This window comes from Flavobacterium johnsoniae UW101 (assembly GCF_000016645.1).
Taxonomy (GTDB): domain Bacteria; phylum Bacteroidota; class Bacteroidia; order Flavobacteriales; family Flavobacteriaceae; genus Flavobacterium; species Flavobacterium johnsoniae.
Window position 1 is genome coordinate 3,135,080 of record NC_009441.1, and the last position, 17,483, is coordinate 3,152,562.

Here is a 17,483-nt window from a genome sequence, read left to right on the forward strand (position 1 = left end):
AAGTTTTATAATTTATAACGTTACGACTTTTGAATTGAGATTTTCAATATAGTGAGCTACTTTGTCTTCCATATCCTTTTTTGTTGGAAGACTGTTTAAATTAACAAGTTCCGATTTAATGGAAATAAAAAAGCTCCTAGGGACAGCATTGTCTAAATGATTTCCTGCCCGGGCCATACTTCTTATAATATGCTCATAAGAGTTTAATTTACGAGTGAAAATTTTATTGGCGTATTGAGATGATCTGTCAGAATGAAATATAAGCCCTTTTTTTGTTCCGCGGTTTTGAACAGCCATTTCCCAGGCAGGCATGGAGGTTTCTCTTATTGTCAAATGTTCGCTTAGATTCCATCCGATAATTTTTCTGTCGAATAAGTCTATGATAATTGTCAGGTACAGCAGCCCCTGGGCTGTTTCCAGACTCGCTATGCCCGTTACCCAGATCAGAGAAGGTTTGTCGGCTTTAAACTGTCTATTTAAAACGTTAGGAAAAATACAAGGATTATGAGCATTAAATCGTATACCGGATTTGACCTTGTTCTTTGTGCTGTGCTTACTGACAAGGCCCAGTCTTTTCATATACCAGGATACTGCGCACAATTTTAATTGAATGCCCCGGCTTTGTAATTCTGCTGCAATTTTTGCATTACCGTACATCTCTTTGTATTCATAGAATATAGAAGTTATTTCTTTCTCTAATAAAATTGTCTTACGTTTTCTGGGAGAAAGTATTTTGTTTTTCCAGTTAATATAAGTAGCCGGCATTATACCTAAAACTTGACACATTCTCCAAAGTGAATATTTATCTAGATTATTTTCAATAAAGTGAAAAATATGCGGCTTGCCTTGATGGATATATCTGCCTGCGCTTTGTAATATTTCAATTTGAATTTCAACCTTTTTTAGTTTTCTTCTCAGTGCGAGCTTAAGTTCTGCAATCCGTTTTTGTTCAGGAGTTCTGCCGCAAAAGCTTTTTGATCCGTCTTTGCTAAGTTCATTCCGCCATCTGTAAATATTCGTTGTAGGTACGCCAAGTTGTTTTGCCGCTTTAAAAAAATTTGTTTCAAGTCCCAGTTTGACAGCATTCACTCTGAAATCACGGTCATAAATTTTATACTTCTCCATCTCTTGAAGTTTTGATACTGTGATCACGTGAATTTAAGAAATAATAATGATTTAGATATAGAAATAATAGAAGATAATAACATGCTTAGATATATCATTATGGGGCATGCTTTTTTTAACATTCCGGCCTGCGGAAAATATCAGTAAAATTATTATCTTTGATCAAATAAGAAGCAATGAGCAGTTTTAATTTTGCAGGGCTTCAGCGCCTTACCATTAAAAAAAAGCAACAATTCTTTTATCAGCATTCAATACCTGTACGCAGTCTTTTATAAACAAACTAAGTTAATTCCGGGTTTATGCCCGAGCCCGCCGGCAGTATGCCGGCGAGCTTTTTACTGAAAGACCAGCCCGGACGTTATCAGCCTTTTTACTCCTTGAGATGCGGCGCAGGGGCGCGGGCTTTTAAATAACCGCTGTTTTTTTGCTGGTCCGCTGTGATATTAGGCTGTCTTTTGGCGGGCTTCAGCTCTGCTTTCTTCAAATTATACCAGATTTTTCAATTTTCTGTAAAGCATTTGTATAGGCCCGTTTGCCTTTCTCTGCACTTTGACAAGTGACGTAAAATCGCAGCAGCAGGGAAATTTATGGCGATTTTAGCAGCATCAAAAACGCAGTTCGGAAAACTTCTCAAAGTAAATAAGAAAATCACCTCTGCCAATGCTTATGCCAGAATACGATTAAGGGCTTCACGTTATGCAGCCTTAAATGAAACGGCCACATAAATATTTTCGATTTTAGATTCAACAGTATGTACTGCAGATCTAGGCGATGTATTTGATTTATCCTTTACCGCAGCAGAAATTGTTCAATATTCTTCTGGACCAGTCAGCTGCAGGAGCCGGACCGGCAGCCATTATACTGCTATCTTTACCGGCTGGTCTTACGCCGGCAGAAAGGAATGGTAATACATGGTTTACTGTTCCAAAGTCTCCGCCTGGACCGGGTAGACAAAGCTCGGGAGCATCGATCAGAAAAGAGATTCTGGCTATTGGCATTACAATACTCAAGAGCCCTTGTGTAAGCCCCTTTTTTTTGATAAATTCCTATTATGATTTTAAGTGAATCTTTTCATTGTTCGAATATGGAATCTGCAGTGGAAATTAGAAAGCAGGACTTATTACAACAAACAGCCTTGATCTCAGACAAGTTGTTGCTGCATCAAGGAACATGCTGAACAGATTACTGCAGTCAAACCCCGTGGACAGCCGTATAAATTATAGAAAATAAAAAACTCAAATTCAGGCGTTTCTAATTAAATATACCTATCTTTGAATAATTAAATACATTAAAATGCAAGAAGGTACAGTAAAATTTTTCAATGAAGAAAAGGGATTCGGATTCATAACTCCTAATAATGGAGGAGCCGAAGTTTTTGTTCATGCTTCAGGACTGTCAGAAAGCATCCGTCAAGACGATGCAGTACGATATGACATCGAAGAAGGCCGTAAAGGTCCAAACGCAGTAAACGTAGTTGTAGCATAACCATACTATCACAGTGAGCTTGTAAAGGCGCCTGCTCAAGCAGGCGTCTTTTTTATTGGCAGAACTGATTATTTCCGAGCGCCGCTTAAAGTATTTTTTATAGACTCCGATTCTGTGAACATAACTGCCGGAACTTATAATTTTCATATTCGTATTTCCAAAATTTAGTGTGCAGATTATTAAATCAGAGTATTCTTCTTTTTTTTTTGATTTGATTCCAGTAATTTTTTGCAGGTTTTGACCATTGGCAATTGCTGATTTACTTGATAATTTCAAAGGACAGTTTTTTACAGGTTAATTGGACAATATTCTATGATTTATCTGGATCAGGCCTTTGGCGGTTATGCAGCTTTCATCTGAAGCCTGATCAAGGACAATATATCCCAGATCTTCCAATAGGATCAGAGCATCGAGTATTTTTGCCTGATTTTCCCTCTGTACAGATATATTTTCGCTAAATGTTTTCAGTACATTATAAGGGGGTATCACAAGTGGCGCAAGCGCTTCCAGTTTGCAGCTCCCAGGGTAACTTTCTGCAAGTTTACTCAGTATCCTTTCAAAATAAACGTATGGTGTTTCCAATGTATAATAGTTTAAAATAATGGCATAACAGCTTAGAATAAAGATACAAAGATTTGATTGTTCTTTAATAAGTTTTTAAATATTTTCCCTTACATTCGATTTGAAGCGCGTATACAAAAGGGGCAGATTATAGAATAAATTTGGTCCTGTCGGATCGGTTAACTAACTATTATCTTTTTACCTTCAAAATATATTTTATGAATACAAAAGGGGGTAAAGATGGATTTTAAAGAGCCGTACAATAGTGGCAATTTTAAACTGAATACCCATGATAAAAATTTTTTAATACAGTTTCGAACTTGATCTTCTTAGGGCTTGATTTTACTATGCTTATCGTTTCCTAAAACTGCAGGTGCCACGATTTTGCGACAAAATTTAAATTACTAAACATTTATAAAAAACTGATCTTATTTTTACTGTCCAAAAAATAGCGGCTCCACTTTTAAACAAGAAAATAAATGACGCTTTTCTGGTTTCTATTTTTTTTTGGGACGTAGTTTATACAGCCGTATTCATTTAAATCTTTTATGCACCTGTGATACGCGGCAGGGCCGGTTGTACTACTTTAGGTTTAATGTTGTTTTTCAGGAGCTTTTTCCTGCTATCCGCTGCAATCTTTTGTGCCGAACACCGGCGCAGAAGGATTTCCGCTGCTATCGGGGCTAAAAAAATGCTAACGGCTGTTAGAGATAAATCAATTTTGAAGCTCAGTAGAATAACAGTAAAACTGCGTAATACAGTTTCAAACCTAAGCTCATCAGCAATTGATTTGCTGGGTTTCTGTTTTTCAAAAACGCAATGTGCCACGAATTTGCCGCAAAACTCAGATTAATGATTTTTAGAACAATTTTGATGTAGTAATGTTTCGAACCTCAAGTTTTAAATGTTTGTTTCACAGAGTTTTAATTTGGTTCCTGAAAATGATGCACCGATTCTGCACCCGGAATCTAGTTTATCCATTAGAATGTTTTTTATTATGCCAGATATCATTCGGTCCGCCATTCGAACCTAAGCAGAGAAGAGTTTGATTTTAATGATTTAAGAGGCATATGAAAAGTTATGCGCCACGAGTATGCCACAAAACTTATCTCGATGAAAAAACCGATATAGTTCGCCTTAATTATTTGTTGAAGAAATTGTATCAAGTGTACCTTTATCAATAACCAGTTTTACAACAATTTGTTCTTCAGAATATCCGTCACGTGTAATTGCAGTTGTTAGGTCGCTTTATCTGACGTTCAGAATCTTGTAATTCAAGTGTCAACACACGAACGTAACTTTGTATTAATTAAATTAAGTTTCTGTTTCAATTTCGATTTCATTTGCGATTCTAATACTTTCATAGATCGGAATGTTTTGTCCCAAAACTTCAATTGATACGGTGAAGGCATAAGGTATATTTGATCCAGTTCTATCCCAGCCTTTATGTGCTCTAACTGCAAAACTTAGCTCGTCTGGAAGTTCATAAGCTTTTAATATTACCCAATCTTTTTGAACGGTATTGTTTGTTCTATTTATGTCTTTAATTGTTCCCCAATGGCTTCTCTCTCGAATTTTCCAGTTGATTACTCCCTCTTGATGTTCTTCCTCATCTTGAATTGTCGGTTCATCAACGAGACTTCTTTTAACAAATTGATTATGATTTTCGTTTAATCTTGAGGATGTCCAATCTAACCATGTTGACAAATAAGATTTTATTTTTTGTCTTGTTCTTCGAACTTTTGCAGTAAATGTTAACGTGACCTCTATTAGAACATCAAAATCGTTTGCAGGGTTGTTTAGCTCATTAGGAATTATTAGAGAATATATATGTCCTTCCTCAGTGGCTAGGTTTCCAGTATTGTAAAAAGTTATTCTGCTTTCAGTGTTTTTAGTTACTCGCTCTAATGATGGTAGTCCATAACCATAAAGTTTAATACTTTCGGTTGTGGGATTTAGAAAATAAGTATTAGGTAATCTTGCTCCTTGAACTATAAAGGCTCTAATTAGGTTGTTGCCTTCTTCTGGATATAGTTTTTGTAGTTGAGCGGCAATATGAGTCACTTTAGGGGCGGAAAATGATGTGCCTGAGACATCTTTTCCATACGCACTACCACCATGTAATGTAGATCTTATAAGTTCTGGAAGTGTTTCATCTGTTCCCGTAATAAGGCTTAGTCCATTTTTTGAAACAGTCAGCCCACCTCCATATTCAACAACATCAGGTTTAATAATATTCCAGATACCTGTTCCAATTCTCGAAAATGCAGAAATATCGTTTATACCGCCAAGAGATTTTCTTGTATCATCTTCAAAATCTGCATGATGATTAATAGATCCTACTGTTAATCCAAAAGCACTATGGGCTGGATTGGCAATATTGCAAAAGCGAGAGAATAGATAATCGGGATAGTTCTTTCCTTCTTTAATATAATTTCTTATGTCCGATTTTTCTAAGTTTCCAGTTGAAATTATAAATAAAACATCTTGATCATGTGTTAGTGTGTCGATAATTCCTGCCCATGTTGACATGTGTTTTTTTCTAAAAGGAACTGTGGAATTTACGGAGAGATTAAAGATCTTGCAGTCTTTGTTTTCTTCTACAATTTGCTTCATCAGTTGGGCAGGATACTTGTGATGAAGTTTATTGTCGTCAAATAATATTCTGAGATTTCGAATAAAACACGGTAGTTGATATGGAAATTCTATATCTGAAATGTTTTTAGGATAAAGTATAGCACCTGCAACTTTAGTTCCGTGTCCGCCTCCTTGAACATGGTCTGATGCAGAACTTACTCCATTGACGTAGCATTTAGAATTTTTACTATCAATTGCAAGTTCAATGTATTTATGATTTTCCATTATTCCGCTATCAATTACTCCAATGATTGGAGAATCTTTTTCTGGGGCTAATATCTCACTTTGAATAGCGTCTGTATCTATATCTTTTCCTTGTACTCCAAGAATTGTTTCAGTTTCATTTACTTCAAAAACATATTGGTAATTAACGACTAAATCTTTTAATCCCTTGCCACTAATTGTGACTTCGCAACTAAAGCTGTCATCTAGTTCAATATATGAAGTATTTAAACTTCCATAAGAGTTGATGAAAGATTCAAAATGATCTTGTCTTTCAAAAAGCTTTTCCTCTCGATGTATGATATATGCTTGGTATTTCTCCAAACGCTTAATTCCTCCTTTTTTTGCTCGGTCTGGTTCTTTTTTAACTGGAAAATCAAATGCAATTCCTACTTCAACTGTGTAGTTGTCATTGTCGTCAATATTGTGCCAATTCTCAAATAAATTATCTGACAATATATGTTTTGGTTTCCATTCTTCACGATTTCCATCAATGATATTCCACAAGTCTGCTATTTTTGCAGTACCATGTGAAGAATTTGCAAATCCAATTATCTTCTGTTCAAGTGCCCTTAAGCTATCAAAAGATGCGCCTACAATGAATCCCTCTTCTTCTTCTGAAATTATCTCAATTCCAAACTCATGTAAATCAAACTCAGGATTATTTAATAAGCTAGGATTAAGCTGGATAAGTACTGGAACAATGTCTTTATCTAAGTTTGCAAGTTCCATTGAATCTCGCATCTTAAATAAGTCTTCCCAATTTGATCTTACATTTGAAGTTTTAGAAAAAAGAGAATCTCGATGTCCTTGTCTGTTTGCTTTATTTTCTTCAGTTGTAGCATTTGGCTTGCCGCCTCCAAACAGACGAGGTTTGCCAGAAACCTTTTGGATGAAATTTAGATGAGGGAACTGTTCCATTTTTGTTATCTATTCATAGCTTTGTTTTCGTCTAAGGCGCTATTCAGATCGTCGATAGAAATTTCTAGACTTGAACTTATTACTGCTTTTTTTGCCGCGTCATTAGCTATTTTCACAACTATTGCATAAGACATCCCCTTCATTTTTTCTGCATAATATTCAAGATTAATATTCTTGTTTATTTTTAATGCGGAGAAAGAAATTTTTAATAATTCTACGACCTCATTGTGGGATGGCTTTGGAAGCTCAATGAAGTCATCAAATCTTCTAAAAAGAGCTTGGTCAAGACTGCCCTCTAAATTTGTTGTAGCGATTAATATCCCTTCGCCTTCATATTCTTCTAATAGACCTAGAAGTATGTTGACAATTCTATGAATCTCTCCAACATCATTTGAATTAGTGTTTCTTTGTTTACCGATTATATCAAATTCATCTAGAAGAAGTACACATGGGTAATCTTGAATGCTTTCAAAAAGATTTTGTAGGTTTGATGCAGATTCTCCTAAATACGATGAAATTATTGAATCGAATCTAACTTTGTAAAAAGGAAGTCCTAAGTTCCATGCAATTCTCTCTGCCGCCATGCTTTTACCACATCCAGAAGAACCGTATAATAATGCTTTTTTACGAGGTTTTAAACCGTGATTTGCAAGTCTTTCTCTCGCTAAATATTCTTTTTCTATTCTTAGTAATTTATTTTCAACAGAACTAGGAAGAACCATTTCATGTCTTAAATTTTCATGAGGGATATGAACAGCAAGAGGTAGTTTGTATCTTCTGTCAACGGGAACTTTATAAGTAAAATCTTTTGCTACTTTTAAGGTAGGTTTGTATTCGTTTGATTTAGAGATATTTGCTAGTAGTATACTATTTAGTCTTTCAGCAAGTTTAGAATGTCCTTTTTTCTTTTCATCCTCAATTATGCTAAAAGCTATTTTTATCAAGGTTTGATCTTGATCTCCTTCAATAGATTTAAACAATCTAGTTAATAATGCTTGGTTCATGATTTTTAACCTTTTTGCAAATATATAAAAAATTAAGCGACACCTTTTTATGCGATAATTCTAATATCTAAAATAGCAAAAATAAATTCCTTAATGTGCTAAAAAACTACATTTTTTAGCATTGGAAGAAACATACTTTTTCTGGGCTAAAAATATAGCTTTGAATTTAATTTAGCGTAAGTAAAAATACCTTATTTCAACCCGAATTTTGAGGAATAGCCTCTGGCAAAGTGATATTCAAATAGAAGGAGATCCGCAGGCTCAGCAGGATGTTAGAAGCATGCTTTATCATCTTTATTCTTTCACAAGAAAAAGCACATCTCTTTCTCCGTCGCCAATGGGGCTCAGCGGGCTGGGATATAACGGACATGTGTTTTGGGATACCGAAATCTGGATGTTTCCTCCCATGCTGCTGCTCCATCCTGAAATAGCAAAAAGCATGATTGAGTATCGTTTTCAGAGGCTGGATGCAGCCCGTAAAAAAGCTGCTTTATATGGATATGACGGGGCAATGTATCCTTGGGAAAGCGCAGATTCAGGATCTGAAGAAACTCCGGTCAATGCTTTAACGGGTGCATTTGAACACCATATCACGGGAGATGTTGCAATTGCTGCCTGGCAGTATTACCTGGTTACAGGGGACAAGGAATGGCTGAAAGAAAAAGGGTGGCCGATATTAAAAGCAACTGCAGAATTTTGGGCGAGCAGAGTAGAGAAGAATAATAAAGGTGATTATGAAATAAAGAATGTCGTTGCAACAGATGAATGGGCTGAGAATATCGACAACAATGCTTATACAAATGGAATAGCGATCCGAAATCTGCAGTACGCATCTAAATGCGCAGCTGTATTGGGCATAACAGCTCCAAAAGAATGGAATCTGATTGCTGCTAAAATCCCAATTTCAAAAATGGGCAATGGCGTGACAAGAGAACATGACAGCTATTCGGATCAAAGTATCAAGCAGGCTGACGTGAATCTGCTGGCATATCCATTGCAGATCATAACTGACAGAAATCAAATAGAAAAGGATTTAAAATTTTATGAAACTAAAATACCCCATTCCGATACACCAGCTATGACACAGGCCATATTTTCACTGCTATACAGCCGTTTAGGAGACAGCGATCAGGCTTATCATTGGTTTAAAGATGCCTATGAGCCAAATCTTAATCCTCCCTTCAGGGTCATTGCAGAATGTAAAGGCGGTGAAAACCCTTATTTTGCAACCGGCGCCGGCGGTGTTCTGCAGGCAGTCATGATGGGATTCGGAGGCTTGGATATAGATGGAGGCGGAGGTATTAAACAAGTTAAAACAGTACTGCCTAAAAATTGGAAAAAATTAACAATAATGGGAGTTGGAACAGAAAAAAAGACTTTCATTAAAACTCAGTAAATTTTGTACCTTAATTAGTAAAAGTGTAAAAAAGGCGGTTTAGGTAATTCCAATACCGCCTTTTTTTGGTAGATTAGTTAAAGTTTTTGTACTTAAATGGTATTATAGAATATTTTCTAAATTTTATTAAAATAGAGATAATTACTTTGCTGTAGTTCCAAAAAGGGCATTCAGGTAGGTGAGAAGGAAGCTAAAATTATATTAAAATTACTATATTTAGTATTAAAAAAATACGATAAAGCAGTAGAGAAAAATATCTATATCCTTAGCGGGATTTCGAACCATGCTCATGCTTCGATTAAATCTCTAATAGCAACACTTTAAGCCTGTTTATTTCAAACAGGCTAAGAATTTCTTGTGAAAAAATCGAACCAAAAATATTAAGCTGCAAAGACTTGAAAAATCTATATGTTTGTGCATAAAAAAAGAGACAACTATTTGCTAGTACTTTTGTGAATGATCTAGGAGTGAAAGGGGTAGGAGAAATCGGTATTGTCGGGATGCCTCCCGCCATTTCAAATGCTGTATTTCACGCTACAGTAAGACGCATCAACGAATTGCCAATCCACTTTGACAAGCTCCTATAAAAATAGAATTAAGATTTAAATAAAAGAAAAAACCTCTGGAGCCTCAACTGCAGAGGGTTTTAATATTTTAAAACAATTATTGCTGCTGTTTTTTTACGGATTTCCCTCGCCGCCACTTGAGCCGTAGATCTGTCCGGTAGCAAAACTGGCGTCTTCAGCTGCCAGCTGTACATAAATTGAAGCCAATTCAGCGGGCTGGCCGGGTCTTCCCAAAGGAGTCTGCGACCCAAAATTCTTAAGTTTTTCCATTGTCGCCCCGCCGCTTACCTGCAGGGCCGTCCATACAGGTCCAGGAGCCACTCCATTGACCCTGATTCCTTTCGGTCCTAACTGTTTTGCCAGAGATTTAATATAGTTTGTGGTGGCTGCTTTGGTCTGGGCATAATCGTATAAATCTTCCGTAGGAGCATAAGCCTGTACTGAGCTGGTACCTATAATTGAGGATCCAGGCTTCAAATAGGGAAGCGCCGCTTTTATAATCCAAAACGGAGCATAGATATTAGTTTTCATTGTCCAGTCAAATTCCTCTGAAGTAATATCCAGAATGGATTCATGTGTCTGCTGTCTTGCGGCATTATTCACTACGATGTCAAGGCCTCCGAGCGCTTCAGCCGCCTGATCGACAAGTGATTTGCAGAATTCCTCGTCGCGCAGATCTCCCGGAATGGCTACTGCCTTTCTTCCTGCAGCTTTTATCAGCTGGATGACTTCCTGTGCGTCTTGTTCTTCAGTCGGGTAGTAATTTATGGCAACATCTGCGCCTTCTCTTGCGTAGGCAATAGCTGCAGCCCTTCCCATACCGGAATCCCCTCCGGTTATAAGTGCTTTGCGATTCTTCAGACGGCCGGCTCCTTTGTAGCTCTTCTCTCCATGATCAGGCTTAGGATCCATTCTGCTGACAAGACCGGGCCATGGCTGTGTCTGTTCTTTAAAGGGAGGTGCCGCATATTTAGTAGTGGGATTTTGTATTTCTGCCGAGCGGCTGATATTCTCATTTCCCAGATCGGTTCTATTTTTATCATTTAACGCTGTTTCTCCAAGTGGTGATTCTACACCAGTCTTTTCGGCGTTTTGGGCTGTATTATTTTTATTTTCCATAATAATTTAATTTATGAGGTTAAAAAATCTATTCTATCACATTGATTATTAATCAAATTTCAACAGAGAAGTAATTGCTCTTTTTTCATTTTTATATCAATTTATTGCATGATCTGCTTTGTAAGCTGTTTTAGTTTTTTATAAAAATAATCGGTATACCAAAAAAGCGGTGACTCCAAAGATTACATGAACTGCAAACAGCTGGGCGTAGTAGCCCTTGTAATCGATATTTGGTTTCTGGTGAACTATCTTAAATAAAACAATCCATCCTATTATTCCAAGCATGCCGCTTGCTGCTCCCAGCATAATACTGGATAAAATTGTTGCATCAAGGATTTTATGCGACCATAAAAGATGGTATGCAGTGACAAAAGCTAAACCAATGACATAATGTAAAACCCAGCCCAGCATATTTTTAGCATCAGAACTTATATTCAAGTGCAGCTGCTTGAGAATGTAAGCCAGTAAAATTGGTTCCTTGTATATTTCCCTTGCAGCTGCAGAGACTGCATAACTGCATAATGTCATAACTGTTGTAGCTGCGGCAGAAGATAACAAGACCTGTAATATACTGTGAGAATCCATAGTTTTTATTTGTTATTTTACTGTGATTGGTTTTAAATTCTTATCTGCAGGCCCGTTCATTACAGTTCCGTCCGTGGCAAATCTGGATCCATGGCAGGGACAATCAAAAGATTTCTCGTCGCTGTTCCACTGCACTATGCAGCCCAGATGGGGACAAACTGCTGAAAATGCTTTAAGGGTCTTGTCATAATCACGGTAGACCGCAACTTTTTTTAATCCCGAAGAGATAATACCGCCTTCACCCGGCTTGAGATCAGCTGTACTTTTTAAGTCTGATGAGGATATCCAGTCCAGATATTGTGAAGCCATATTTGCAGCTTCTTTTGTAAAATCATAAGCCGTTTTCACAGTAATTCTGGAAGGGCTGTAAAGATCTTCATATTTATTTTTAATCCCTAAAATGGCATCGCTGATTATTGCTGCGCCAATGGTTGCATGCGTCATACCATTTCCTGAGTCACCTGTAATGATATAAATATTTTCATCTCCGGGATTCCTGCCCATAAAGCCCAGTGAGTCCACAGGTTCCATTACCTGGCCTGACCATTTATAGGTAATCTCGTCTAGCACTGGGAAATAGCTTCGTGTCCACTGTTCGAGCTTTTCATACCTTTCAGATTCGCTGATTCCTTCTTCATCAGACTGGCCTGTTTTATGATCCTCACCTCCAGATATAAGGAGATCGTGCGTATCGTCAAAGCTTTCAACCCTTACATAATGGTACGGCTGGGCAGTCCACTTAGAAGCGGCATCCCCCGTATCCCACCAAAGTGAGTACGGCAGCTTTCCTTTCGGTATCTTTCCCGCGATAACGTAAGTTCTGTAGGCTGCCTGTTTGGTATGCATGGTAAACAGGTCATTTACCGGGCTGTTGGTTGCCACAACAACTGTTTCCGCACTAAAGATGTAATTATTGACTAACGCTCCTTCTTGTGATATTTTTTCAGCGCGCGCTTCGGTATAAATCACGCCTCCCAGCGACTGTACAGCTCGGGCCAGTCCATCCAGATACTGCAGAATATGAAACTGTGCCTGATTGTAAAAAGCTAGACAGGGTGTAGTATCACCGTCTGCTATACCAGGTGTCCTGTTTAAGATGCCTGTATTGAGACCTGCATTCTGAGTGGCTTTAAATTCTTTCTGAAGGTTTTTCTCGTCATCGCTTGGATGAAGAAAAAGATATCCGTTTACCCTTTTAAAAGAGCAGTCGATATTTAAGTCTTTGATATTTTTTTCAATTTGGGATATGGCCGCCGTATGGCTTTCTGCTGCCAGTTTTGCTCCATCCTTTCCAAAAGTATCCTGCAGAAAATAGTATCGGTCGTCCAGTGCACTGGTCAGGTGTGCAGTAGTGCGGCCGGATTCCCCGCTGCCTATGAAACCGTCTTCTACCAAAACTACTTTTTTCCCTGCCTTGACAAGATTATAAGCTGTTGTAAGGCCGGCTATGCCGCCTCCAATGATCAAAACCTCAGTTTCTATATTCCTGATGGGTTTTTCAAAAGAAGTGTTGGGCGCAGTATCGATCCAGTACGATACATTTTCTCCAGAAGTAATAGTTCCGTCATTTAAATTTTCATCCGCATTTTTCATATTCTATTTCTTAAAAGTTAAAGGTGAACTTTATGCTTCAAAATTAAAAAAGCATTAACGTTCTGTCTTACAGACTGCAATTCGAACTTTACAACATTGCCAGTTTGACCTGCTGGAGATAGCGCTGTTGCCGTGCTGTTTTTTCATTTTATTAAATAAGGCCTTAGAAATAAGTATAATTATTTCCAAGACCTTTAAGTAGTAGAGATTATAAACGGTTACTCTGCCGCTGTACTATTTATAGCATTCAGTGCCACATCGTTTAAAAGGCAGTCTGCTTCTTTTTCTTCAGCCAGCGTCTGAATCAATAATTTTGCGGCATCATTTTCCCCAAGGGTTTTGGCAAAAGCGGCCAAAGTTCCGTATGTGGCAATTTCATAATGCTCAATTTTTTGTGAAGCTGCAATAATTCCGGCATCGCGAACTGCTCCAGGTTCCGTTTCTTCCAAAATGCTGTCGCCTTCCTTGAGCAGTCCGGCCATCGCCTCGCATTTTTTTCCTTCAGCTTTTTCGCCCAGAAAATCAAAAACCTTTTCCAGTCTTGCTACCTGATTTTGGGTTACAGCGTGGTGTTCTTTTATAGCCGAAACCAGTGCTGGGTCAGTTGCATTGGCCTGCATTTTAGGCAGAGCCGTTACCAATGCGTTTTCAGCCCAGTAGATGTCTTTCAGACTGTCAATAAATAATTCCTTCAATTCCGAGGCGGCTCCCGTTTTCGGCTGGACAACAGCATTTTTTACGTTTTTTTCAGCCGTATCTTTAGTATTTTTTGTTTCTGTATTTTTCATGATTTATATTTTTAGTATTAGTTGTAAAGGTTAGGTTCGCGCTCCCAGAATCTGTGTTTTCCCATTGCTGCGATAAAGTCTGCTGCAAATTTTTCAGTTCCTGCTTCTTTGGCAATCACAATACCTTTGTCTTCGTTAGTTATTTTGGATGCAAAGGATGCGGCGCTCAGCACAGCCTCAGCTCTGCCGTCGGCTCCGATTACCTTGCAGTGCTTGTAAGCATCGTTCAAAAATTCGTTTACCTCATCACTGTCCGCCAGTACGCTGAGTCCAAGACCGTCAGGAATGTAAACAGCATCAAATAGAACAGAGGCAGCGGTCAGAAAACTAAAATCTGCATGAATTTCCCCGTCAGTATCCGTAATCACAGTTTTGAAAGGAGGACTGCCGATTAAAATTCTATCTCTGCACCTTCTGCTACAAGACGAAACAACGGTTCGAATTTTCTTAACTGGTGATCCAGATTCTCTTCCAGAGCTACGGGACCTATGCTTCCCTGGAGGCAGTATAATTTTTCCTGATCGGTAACCATAAACTGCATCATGCGCACTTTCATTTTATTTACCGCAATATCAAGTGTTTCTTCTACCTCAACCATTATTCCGGGAATGTCGTCTATTGTTACTTCTTCTATTCTTATCAATCGCGCAGTCGGAGGAATCATTTCAGAAACAGACTTTTCATTAAGATGCAGATTACGGTCTTCTTTGGCAAGCTTATGAATTACCATCATGATTTTTTCGTTTCCCTTCCCGTCAAAGCTTGTAAACTGCTGGACCGTTGCGGGCATTTCACCTTCCTGAGCGATCCAGCTTTTAGGTACGGGAAAGGTTACTATCGATTCATCTGCTTTTGGATGGCCCTGGGTTGTGAAGTTTTTGATGTGGCCGTCGATTATTTCCTGATGGGGAACATCCTGATAGGCGAAAGAAATGATGCCTTTGGGAATATTGGCATGTTCATCCATATCTATCTTGTCCCTGACCGACTCCAAAAAATCGATGGCATGTTCTTTCTTTTGGATTGGCTCCTTCAGCTGATCCTCGGCCAGCAGCCTTATGTTTTTTTTAAGGATGGAGAATTGATCTTCTTTTAGTTCATTCCTGAGATACTGCTCTATATTTTTTTCTGCCCGTCCATATATTGCCTGAGCTTTTTTCTCCAAAGATCTTACCTCTTGGGCAACCACAGGGAACTGCGCAGCCACTTTTGCAAGGGAAGCTTTCTGTCCTTGAATAAATGCATATGTTTCAATAGCCAGCTGTACCTTAGGTGTATATCGCTGATTCTGCGGATAACATAGGCCGGAAGCTGCAAAACAAAATATAAGCAATAGCGTTTTCATTGGCAAGATCTACAAATTAAGCTAATTATTGATTGAGGCCGGTCAAAATAATCTCCATGCAAAACTTAAAAAAACATTATAGTAAGACCCACTTTATAAGTTCATATCAATTTGTAAAAATATAATGTGAAGCGATGTTTGCTTCATATAATTCAAAATTTTTCTTATATAATTTTCATTTAAAAAGCATGATATGATATTTTTATGCGATTCACCGACGGTAAGTGTTCAGTTGAAATAGCATAACCACAAAAGCTGAAAATAAGACGCGTTAAATGAATTATGGAAGTAAGTCGCCGCTCTGAATTGAATGGGCAAAACATAAGTTATTGAATATTTACAGCCACTTTTTTCTTTTGAACCAGAAGAAAATCAATACAGATACGACAAACATAGCTATTATGGTCAGGGGGTAGCCTAAAGGAGATTCGAGCTCGGGCATGAATTTGAAATTCATCCCATAAATGCCGACAATAAAAGTAAGAGGCATAAAGAACACTGAAAATACCGTCAGCAGCTTCATTACATCATTAGTTTTTCTGGCAGAAAGAGAAAGATAGATATTAAGAAGATTATTGGCGTCTTCCTGCACCTGGTCATAGAGCAGTACCAGTTTGGTATGCAGATCCCTAACATCCTGGTGGAGCGGACGTTCTTCGGTATCGGCTTTGATGGAGTTTACCACTTCATTGCTCAGCAGCAATAATTTTTTATATAGGCCGGCCCTCTTTTTCAGATAGTAGATATCTTCGATCATATCATCGGGTATATTTTTTTTCAAAAACAATGTAGATTCGTAAGAATCGATATCGGCAGAAAGTTTATGGCGGGCTCCTCAAAAGAACGCAGCGCATCGCCAACAATATGGATCGCGATGCCTGATGCAGATTTTATTTTTCCCTTATTGACAAGATTGTCCATAATACTCTGGATCATGGGCTGTGCACAGCGATGTATGGTGATGATAAACTTATCGGTAAAGAAAACGGCAATTTTACTGCTCAGGCTTTGTATGGTAGGCAGTTTCTGGCTCTCGTCATGAAGCAGCCTGATGATTAAAAAATGGGTGTCATTATGCTCTTCATATTTTGGAAGATGGTCCGGGTCAAGGGAATCAAGCAGGGTATAGGAATTCAGACTGTATCTGCTGCTGACCGTTTCTATATCTTCATCGGATGGATCATATATATCGATCCAGGTAATATCGGTGCCTTTTATCTGGCAGGTGCTCAGTGCCATTGTCCTTTGGTTTATATTATATTGAGATGTCCGGCGTAAGGCTCGTACGCCAGTATTCCACAATGTTTTTCATCATTATTTTATAGGTCGAAAAATCTTCTTCTTTCTTAAAATAGCCCTGCACATTGCAGTTGTAGGCTTTGACAACATTTTCCGGATTCCTTGAGGTTGAGAGAAAAATGTAAGGCACACATTTAGTATTTATTTCGGATGCGCTGCGCCAGCTCGTCGGTCCACTTGTAGCTGCCGTAGAATTTGTCCATTCCGGTAATGTCCAGATAGAATTCATCAATAGAGGCCTTTTCCACCACCGGGGCTTTTTCCTGAATAATTTCTGTAACATCATGGGAGAGCCTTGAATAGAGTTCCATATCGCCTTTCATCACTTTGGCCTGCGGACAAAGCCTGAGCGCCATCTGGATGGGCATTGCCGAGCGCACCCCGAAACGCCGCGCCTCATAGGAGCAGGAGGCTACAACGCCACGCTCGCCCCCGCCGATAATGAGCGGAATGCCGTTAAGCTCTGAATTGGTAAGCCTTTCGCAGGAGACGAAAAAGGTGTTCATGTCAATGTGTACAATAGCCCGGTTCATAATCTTTATCATTTTATACCTGTCAAAATTAGTACAGATAATAACAATTTTATGAAAACATAATGTTCTAAATAGTAACAAAAAATAGAAGCACTGATTTTACAGGCGGTCTTGATTATGCTGCAGTTTAAGCAGAAAGCCTTTATTCAGAATTTACAGCAGGGTCTGCAGTTCTTTTTTTTTGCACCGGCGCTGCAGCATATTCGGAACAGGCATTTCAGCCCACATAAATCATCTTTTTTTTTGCAAGTTTTTTCTTTTAAAAAAAAAAAGAGTTATCTTTACAGCTACCACCAAAAAAATG

The 17,483-nt window shown here is 38.3% G+C and carries 17 protein-coding genes and 1 pseudogene; 3 read left to right on the forward strand and 15 right to left on the reverse strand.

The window, feature by feature from the left end:
- Positions 1–12 precede the first annotated feature (12 nt).
- Entirely contained in the window at positions 13–1,125 is a 1,113-nt protein-coding gene (locus tag FJOH_RS13670) for an IS3 family transposase (protein WP_012024703.1), read from the reverse strand.
- Between the two features lie 587 nt (positions 1,126–1,712).
- On the opposite strand from FJOH_RS13670, the gene FJOH_RS26985 reads away from it, so the two are divergent.
- Positions 1,713–1,850: a hypothetical protein gene (locus tag FJOH_RS26985; RefSeq protein ID WP_159436649.1), complete on the forward strand. Its 138-nt coding sequence runs from the start codon at positions 1,713–1,715 to the stop codon at positions 1,848–1,850.
- Positions 1,851–1,907: 57 nt separating this feature from the next.
- Here the strand turns inward: FJOH_RS26985 and FJOH_RS13675 are convergent, their stop codons facing one another.
- Positions 1,908–2,135: a hypothetical protein gene (locus FJOH_RS13675; RefSeq protein WP_123875696.1), complete on the reverse strand. Its 228-nt coding sequence runs from the start codon at positions 2,133–2,135 to the stop codon at positions 1,908–1,910.
- 283 nt (positions 2,136–2,418) lie between these two features.
- Here FJOH_RS13675 and FJOH_RS13680 point away from each other — a divergent pair, with 283 nt between their 5' ends.
- Positions 2,419–2,610, forward strand: a complete 192-nt coding sequence (locus tag FJOH_RS13680) for a cold-shock protein (RefSeq protein ID WP_012024704.1) — start codon at positions 2,419–2,421, stop codon at positions 2,608–2,610.
- Positions 2,611–2,904: 294 nt separating this feature from the next.
- Here the strand turns inward: FJOH_RS13680 and FJOH_RS13685 are convergent, their stop codons facing one another.
- The 4 genes from FJOH_RS13685 to FJOH_RS13700 all read right to left on the reverse strand — a co-directional run bounded on the left by FJOH_RS13685 (position 2,905) and on the right by FJOH_RS13700 (position 7,955).
- The gene (locus FJOH_RS13685; RefSeq protein WP_044047725.1) at positions 2,905–3,192 is read right to left on the reverse strand and encodes a hypothetical protein; all 288 of its coding nucleotides are present in this window, start codon (positions 3,190–3,192) and stop codon (positions 2,905–2,907) included.
- 525 nt (positions 3,193–3,717) lie between these two features.
- Positions 3,718–3,999, reverse strand: a complete 282-nt coding sequence (locus FJOH_RS13690) for a hypothetical protein (protein WP_044047727.1) — start codon at positions 3,997–3,999, stop codon at positions 3,718–3,720.
- A gap of 486 nt (positions 4,000–4,485) precedes the next feature.
- On the reverse strand, positions 4,486–6,951 hold the full coding sequence (locus tag FJOH_RS13695) for a S8 family peptidase (protein WP_012024705.1): 2,466 nt from the start codon (positions 6,949–6,951) through the stop codon (positions 4,486–4,488).
- Between the two features lie 5 nt (positions 6,952–6,956).
- The gene (locus tag FJOH_RS13700) at positions 6,957–7,955 is read right to left on the reverse strand and encodes an AAA family ATPase (protein WP_012024706.1); all 999 of its coding nucleotides are present in this window, start codon (positions 7,953–7,955) and stop codon (positions 6,957–6,959) included.
- A gap of 208 nt (positions 7,956–8,163) precedes the next feature.
- Between FJOH_RS13700 and FJOH_RS13705 the strand changes: the two genes are divergently transcribed.
- Entirely contained in the window at positions 8,164–9,351 is a 1,188-nt protein-coding gene (locus tag FJOH_RS13705; protein ID WP_012024707.1) for a glycosyl hydrolase family 95 catalytic domain-containing protein, read from the forward strand.
- A 680-nt stretch (positions 9,352–10,031) separates the two neighbouring features.
- Here the strand turns inward: FJOH_RS13705 and FJOH_RS13710 are convergent.
- The 9 genes and pseudogenes from FJOH_RS13710 to FJOH_RS13750 all read right to left on the reverse strand — a co-directional run.
- Positions 10,032–11,036 (reverse strand): SDR family oxidoreductase, encoded by a 1,005-nt coding sequence (locus FJOH_RS13710; RefSeq protein ID WP_012024708.1) that lies wholly within the window; start codon positions 11,034–11,036, stop codon positions 10,032–10,034.
- Between the two features lie 138 nt (positions 11,037–11,174).
- Positions 11,175–11,621, reverse strand: coding sequence for a hypothetical protein (locus FJOH_RS13715; protein WP_012024709.1), 447 nt, complete (start codon positions 11,619–11,621; stop codon positions 11,175–11,177).
- Between the two features lie 12 nt (positions 11,622–11,633).
- On the reverse strand, positions 11,634–13,214 hold the full coding sequence (locus FJOH_RS13720) for an FAD-dependent oxidoreductase (RefSeq protein WP_012024710.1): 1,581 nt from the start codon (positions 13,212–13,214) through the stop codon (positions 11,634–11,636).
- A 218-nt stretch (positions 13,215–13,432) separates the two neighbouring features.
- The gene (locus tag FJOH_RS13725) at positions 13,433–14,002 is read right to left on the reverse strand and encodes a YciE/YciF ferroxidase family protein (RefSeq protein ID WP_012024711.1); all 570 of its coding nucleotides are present in this window, start codon (positions 14,000–14,002) and stop codon (positions 13,433–13,435) included.
- Between the two features lie 17 nt (positions 14,003–14,019).
- On the reverse strand, positions 14,020–14,370 hold the full coding sequence (locus FJOH_RS13730) for a type 1 glutamine amidotransferase family protein (protein WP_044047729.1): 351 nt from the start codon (positions 14,368–14,370) through the stop codon (positions 14,020–14,022).
- Positions 14,371–14,393: 23 nt separating this feature from the next.
- A complete protein-coding gene (locus FJOH_RS13735; protein ID WP_012024712.1) occupies positions 14,394–15,347 on the reverse strand; it encodes a hypothetical protein in 954 nt (317 codons plus the stop codon).
- A gap of 337 nt (positions 15,348–15,684) precedes the next feature.
- Positions 15,685–16,134, reverse strand: coding sequence for a CorA family divalent cation transporter (locus tag FJOH_RS27345; RefSeq protein ID WP_073099556.1), 450 nt, complete (start codon positions 16,132–16,134; stop codon positions 15,685–15,687).
- The gene (locus FJOH_RS27350) at positions 16,125–16,586 is read right to left on the reverse strand and encodes a CorA family divalent cation transporter (RefSeq protein ID WP_044047733.1); all 462 of its coding nucleotides are present in this window, start codon (positions 16,584–16,586) and stop codon (positions 16,125–16,127) included. Before FJOH_RS27350 ends, FJOH_RS27345 begins: the two co-directional genes overlap by 10 nt.
- Before the next feature lie 209 nt (positions 16,587–16,795).
- A pseudogene (locus FJOH_RS13750) lies at positions 16,796–17,179 on the reverse strand (DNA polymerase Y family protein); the annotation flags it as partial.
- Positions 17,180–17,483: the final 304 nt, after the last annotated feature.

Bases quoted from the DNA above. Each gene is read 5' to 3' on its own strand.
- FJOH_RS13695 (WP_012024705.1), bottom strand. From the start codon at position 6,951: ATGGAACAGTTCCCTCATCTAAATTTCATCCAAAAGGTTTCTGGCAAA.
- FJOH_RS13715 (WP_012024709.1), bottom strand. From the start codon at position 11,621: ATGGATTCTCACAGTATATTACAGGTCTTGTTATCTTCTGCCGCAGCT.
- FJOH_RS13710 (WP_012024708.1), bottom strand. From the start codon at position 11,036: ATGGAAAATAAAAATAATACAGCCCAAAACGCCGAAAAGACTGGTGTA.
- FJOH_RS13680 (WP_012024704.1), top strand. From the start codon at position 2,419: ATGCAAGAAGGTACAGTAAAATTTTTCAATGAAGAAAAGGGATTCGGA.
- FJOH_RS26985 (WP_159436649.1), top strand. From the start codon at position 1,713: ATGGCGATTTTAGCAGCATCAAAAACGCAGTTCGGAAAACTTCTCAAA.
- FJOH_RS13725 (WP_012024711.1), bottom strand. From the start codon at position 14,002: ATGAAAAATACAGAAACAAAAAATACTAAAGATACGGCTGAAAAAAAC.
- FJOH_RS13735 (WP_012024712.1), bottom strand. From the start codon at position 15,347: ATGAAAACGCTATTGCTTATATTTTGTTTTGCAGCTTCCGGCCTATGT.
- FJOH_RS13700 (WP_012024706.1), bottom strand. From the start codon at position 7,955: ATGAACCAAGCATTATTAACTAGATTGTTTAAATCTATTGAAGGAGAT.
- FJOH_RS27350 (WP_044047733.1), bottom strand. From the start codon at position 16,586: ATGGCACTGAGCACCTGCCAGATAAAAGGCACCGATATTACCTGGATC.
- FJOH_RS13720 (WP_012024710.1), bottom strand. From the start codon at position 13,214: ATGAAAAATGCGGATGAAAATTTAAATGACGGAACTATTACTTCTGGA.
- FJOH_RS13670 (WP_012024703.1), bottom strand. From the start codon at position 1,125: ATGGAGAAGTATAAAATTTATGACCGTGATTTCAGAGTGAATGCTGTC.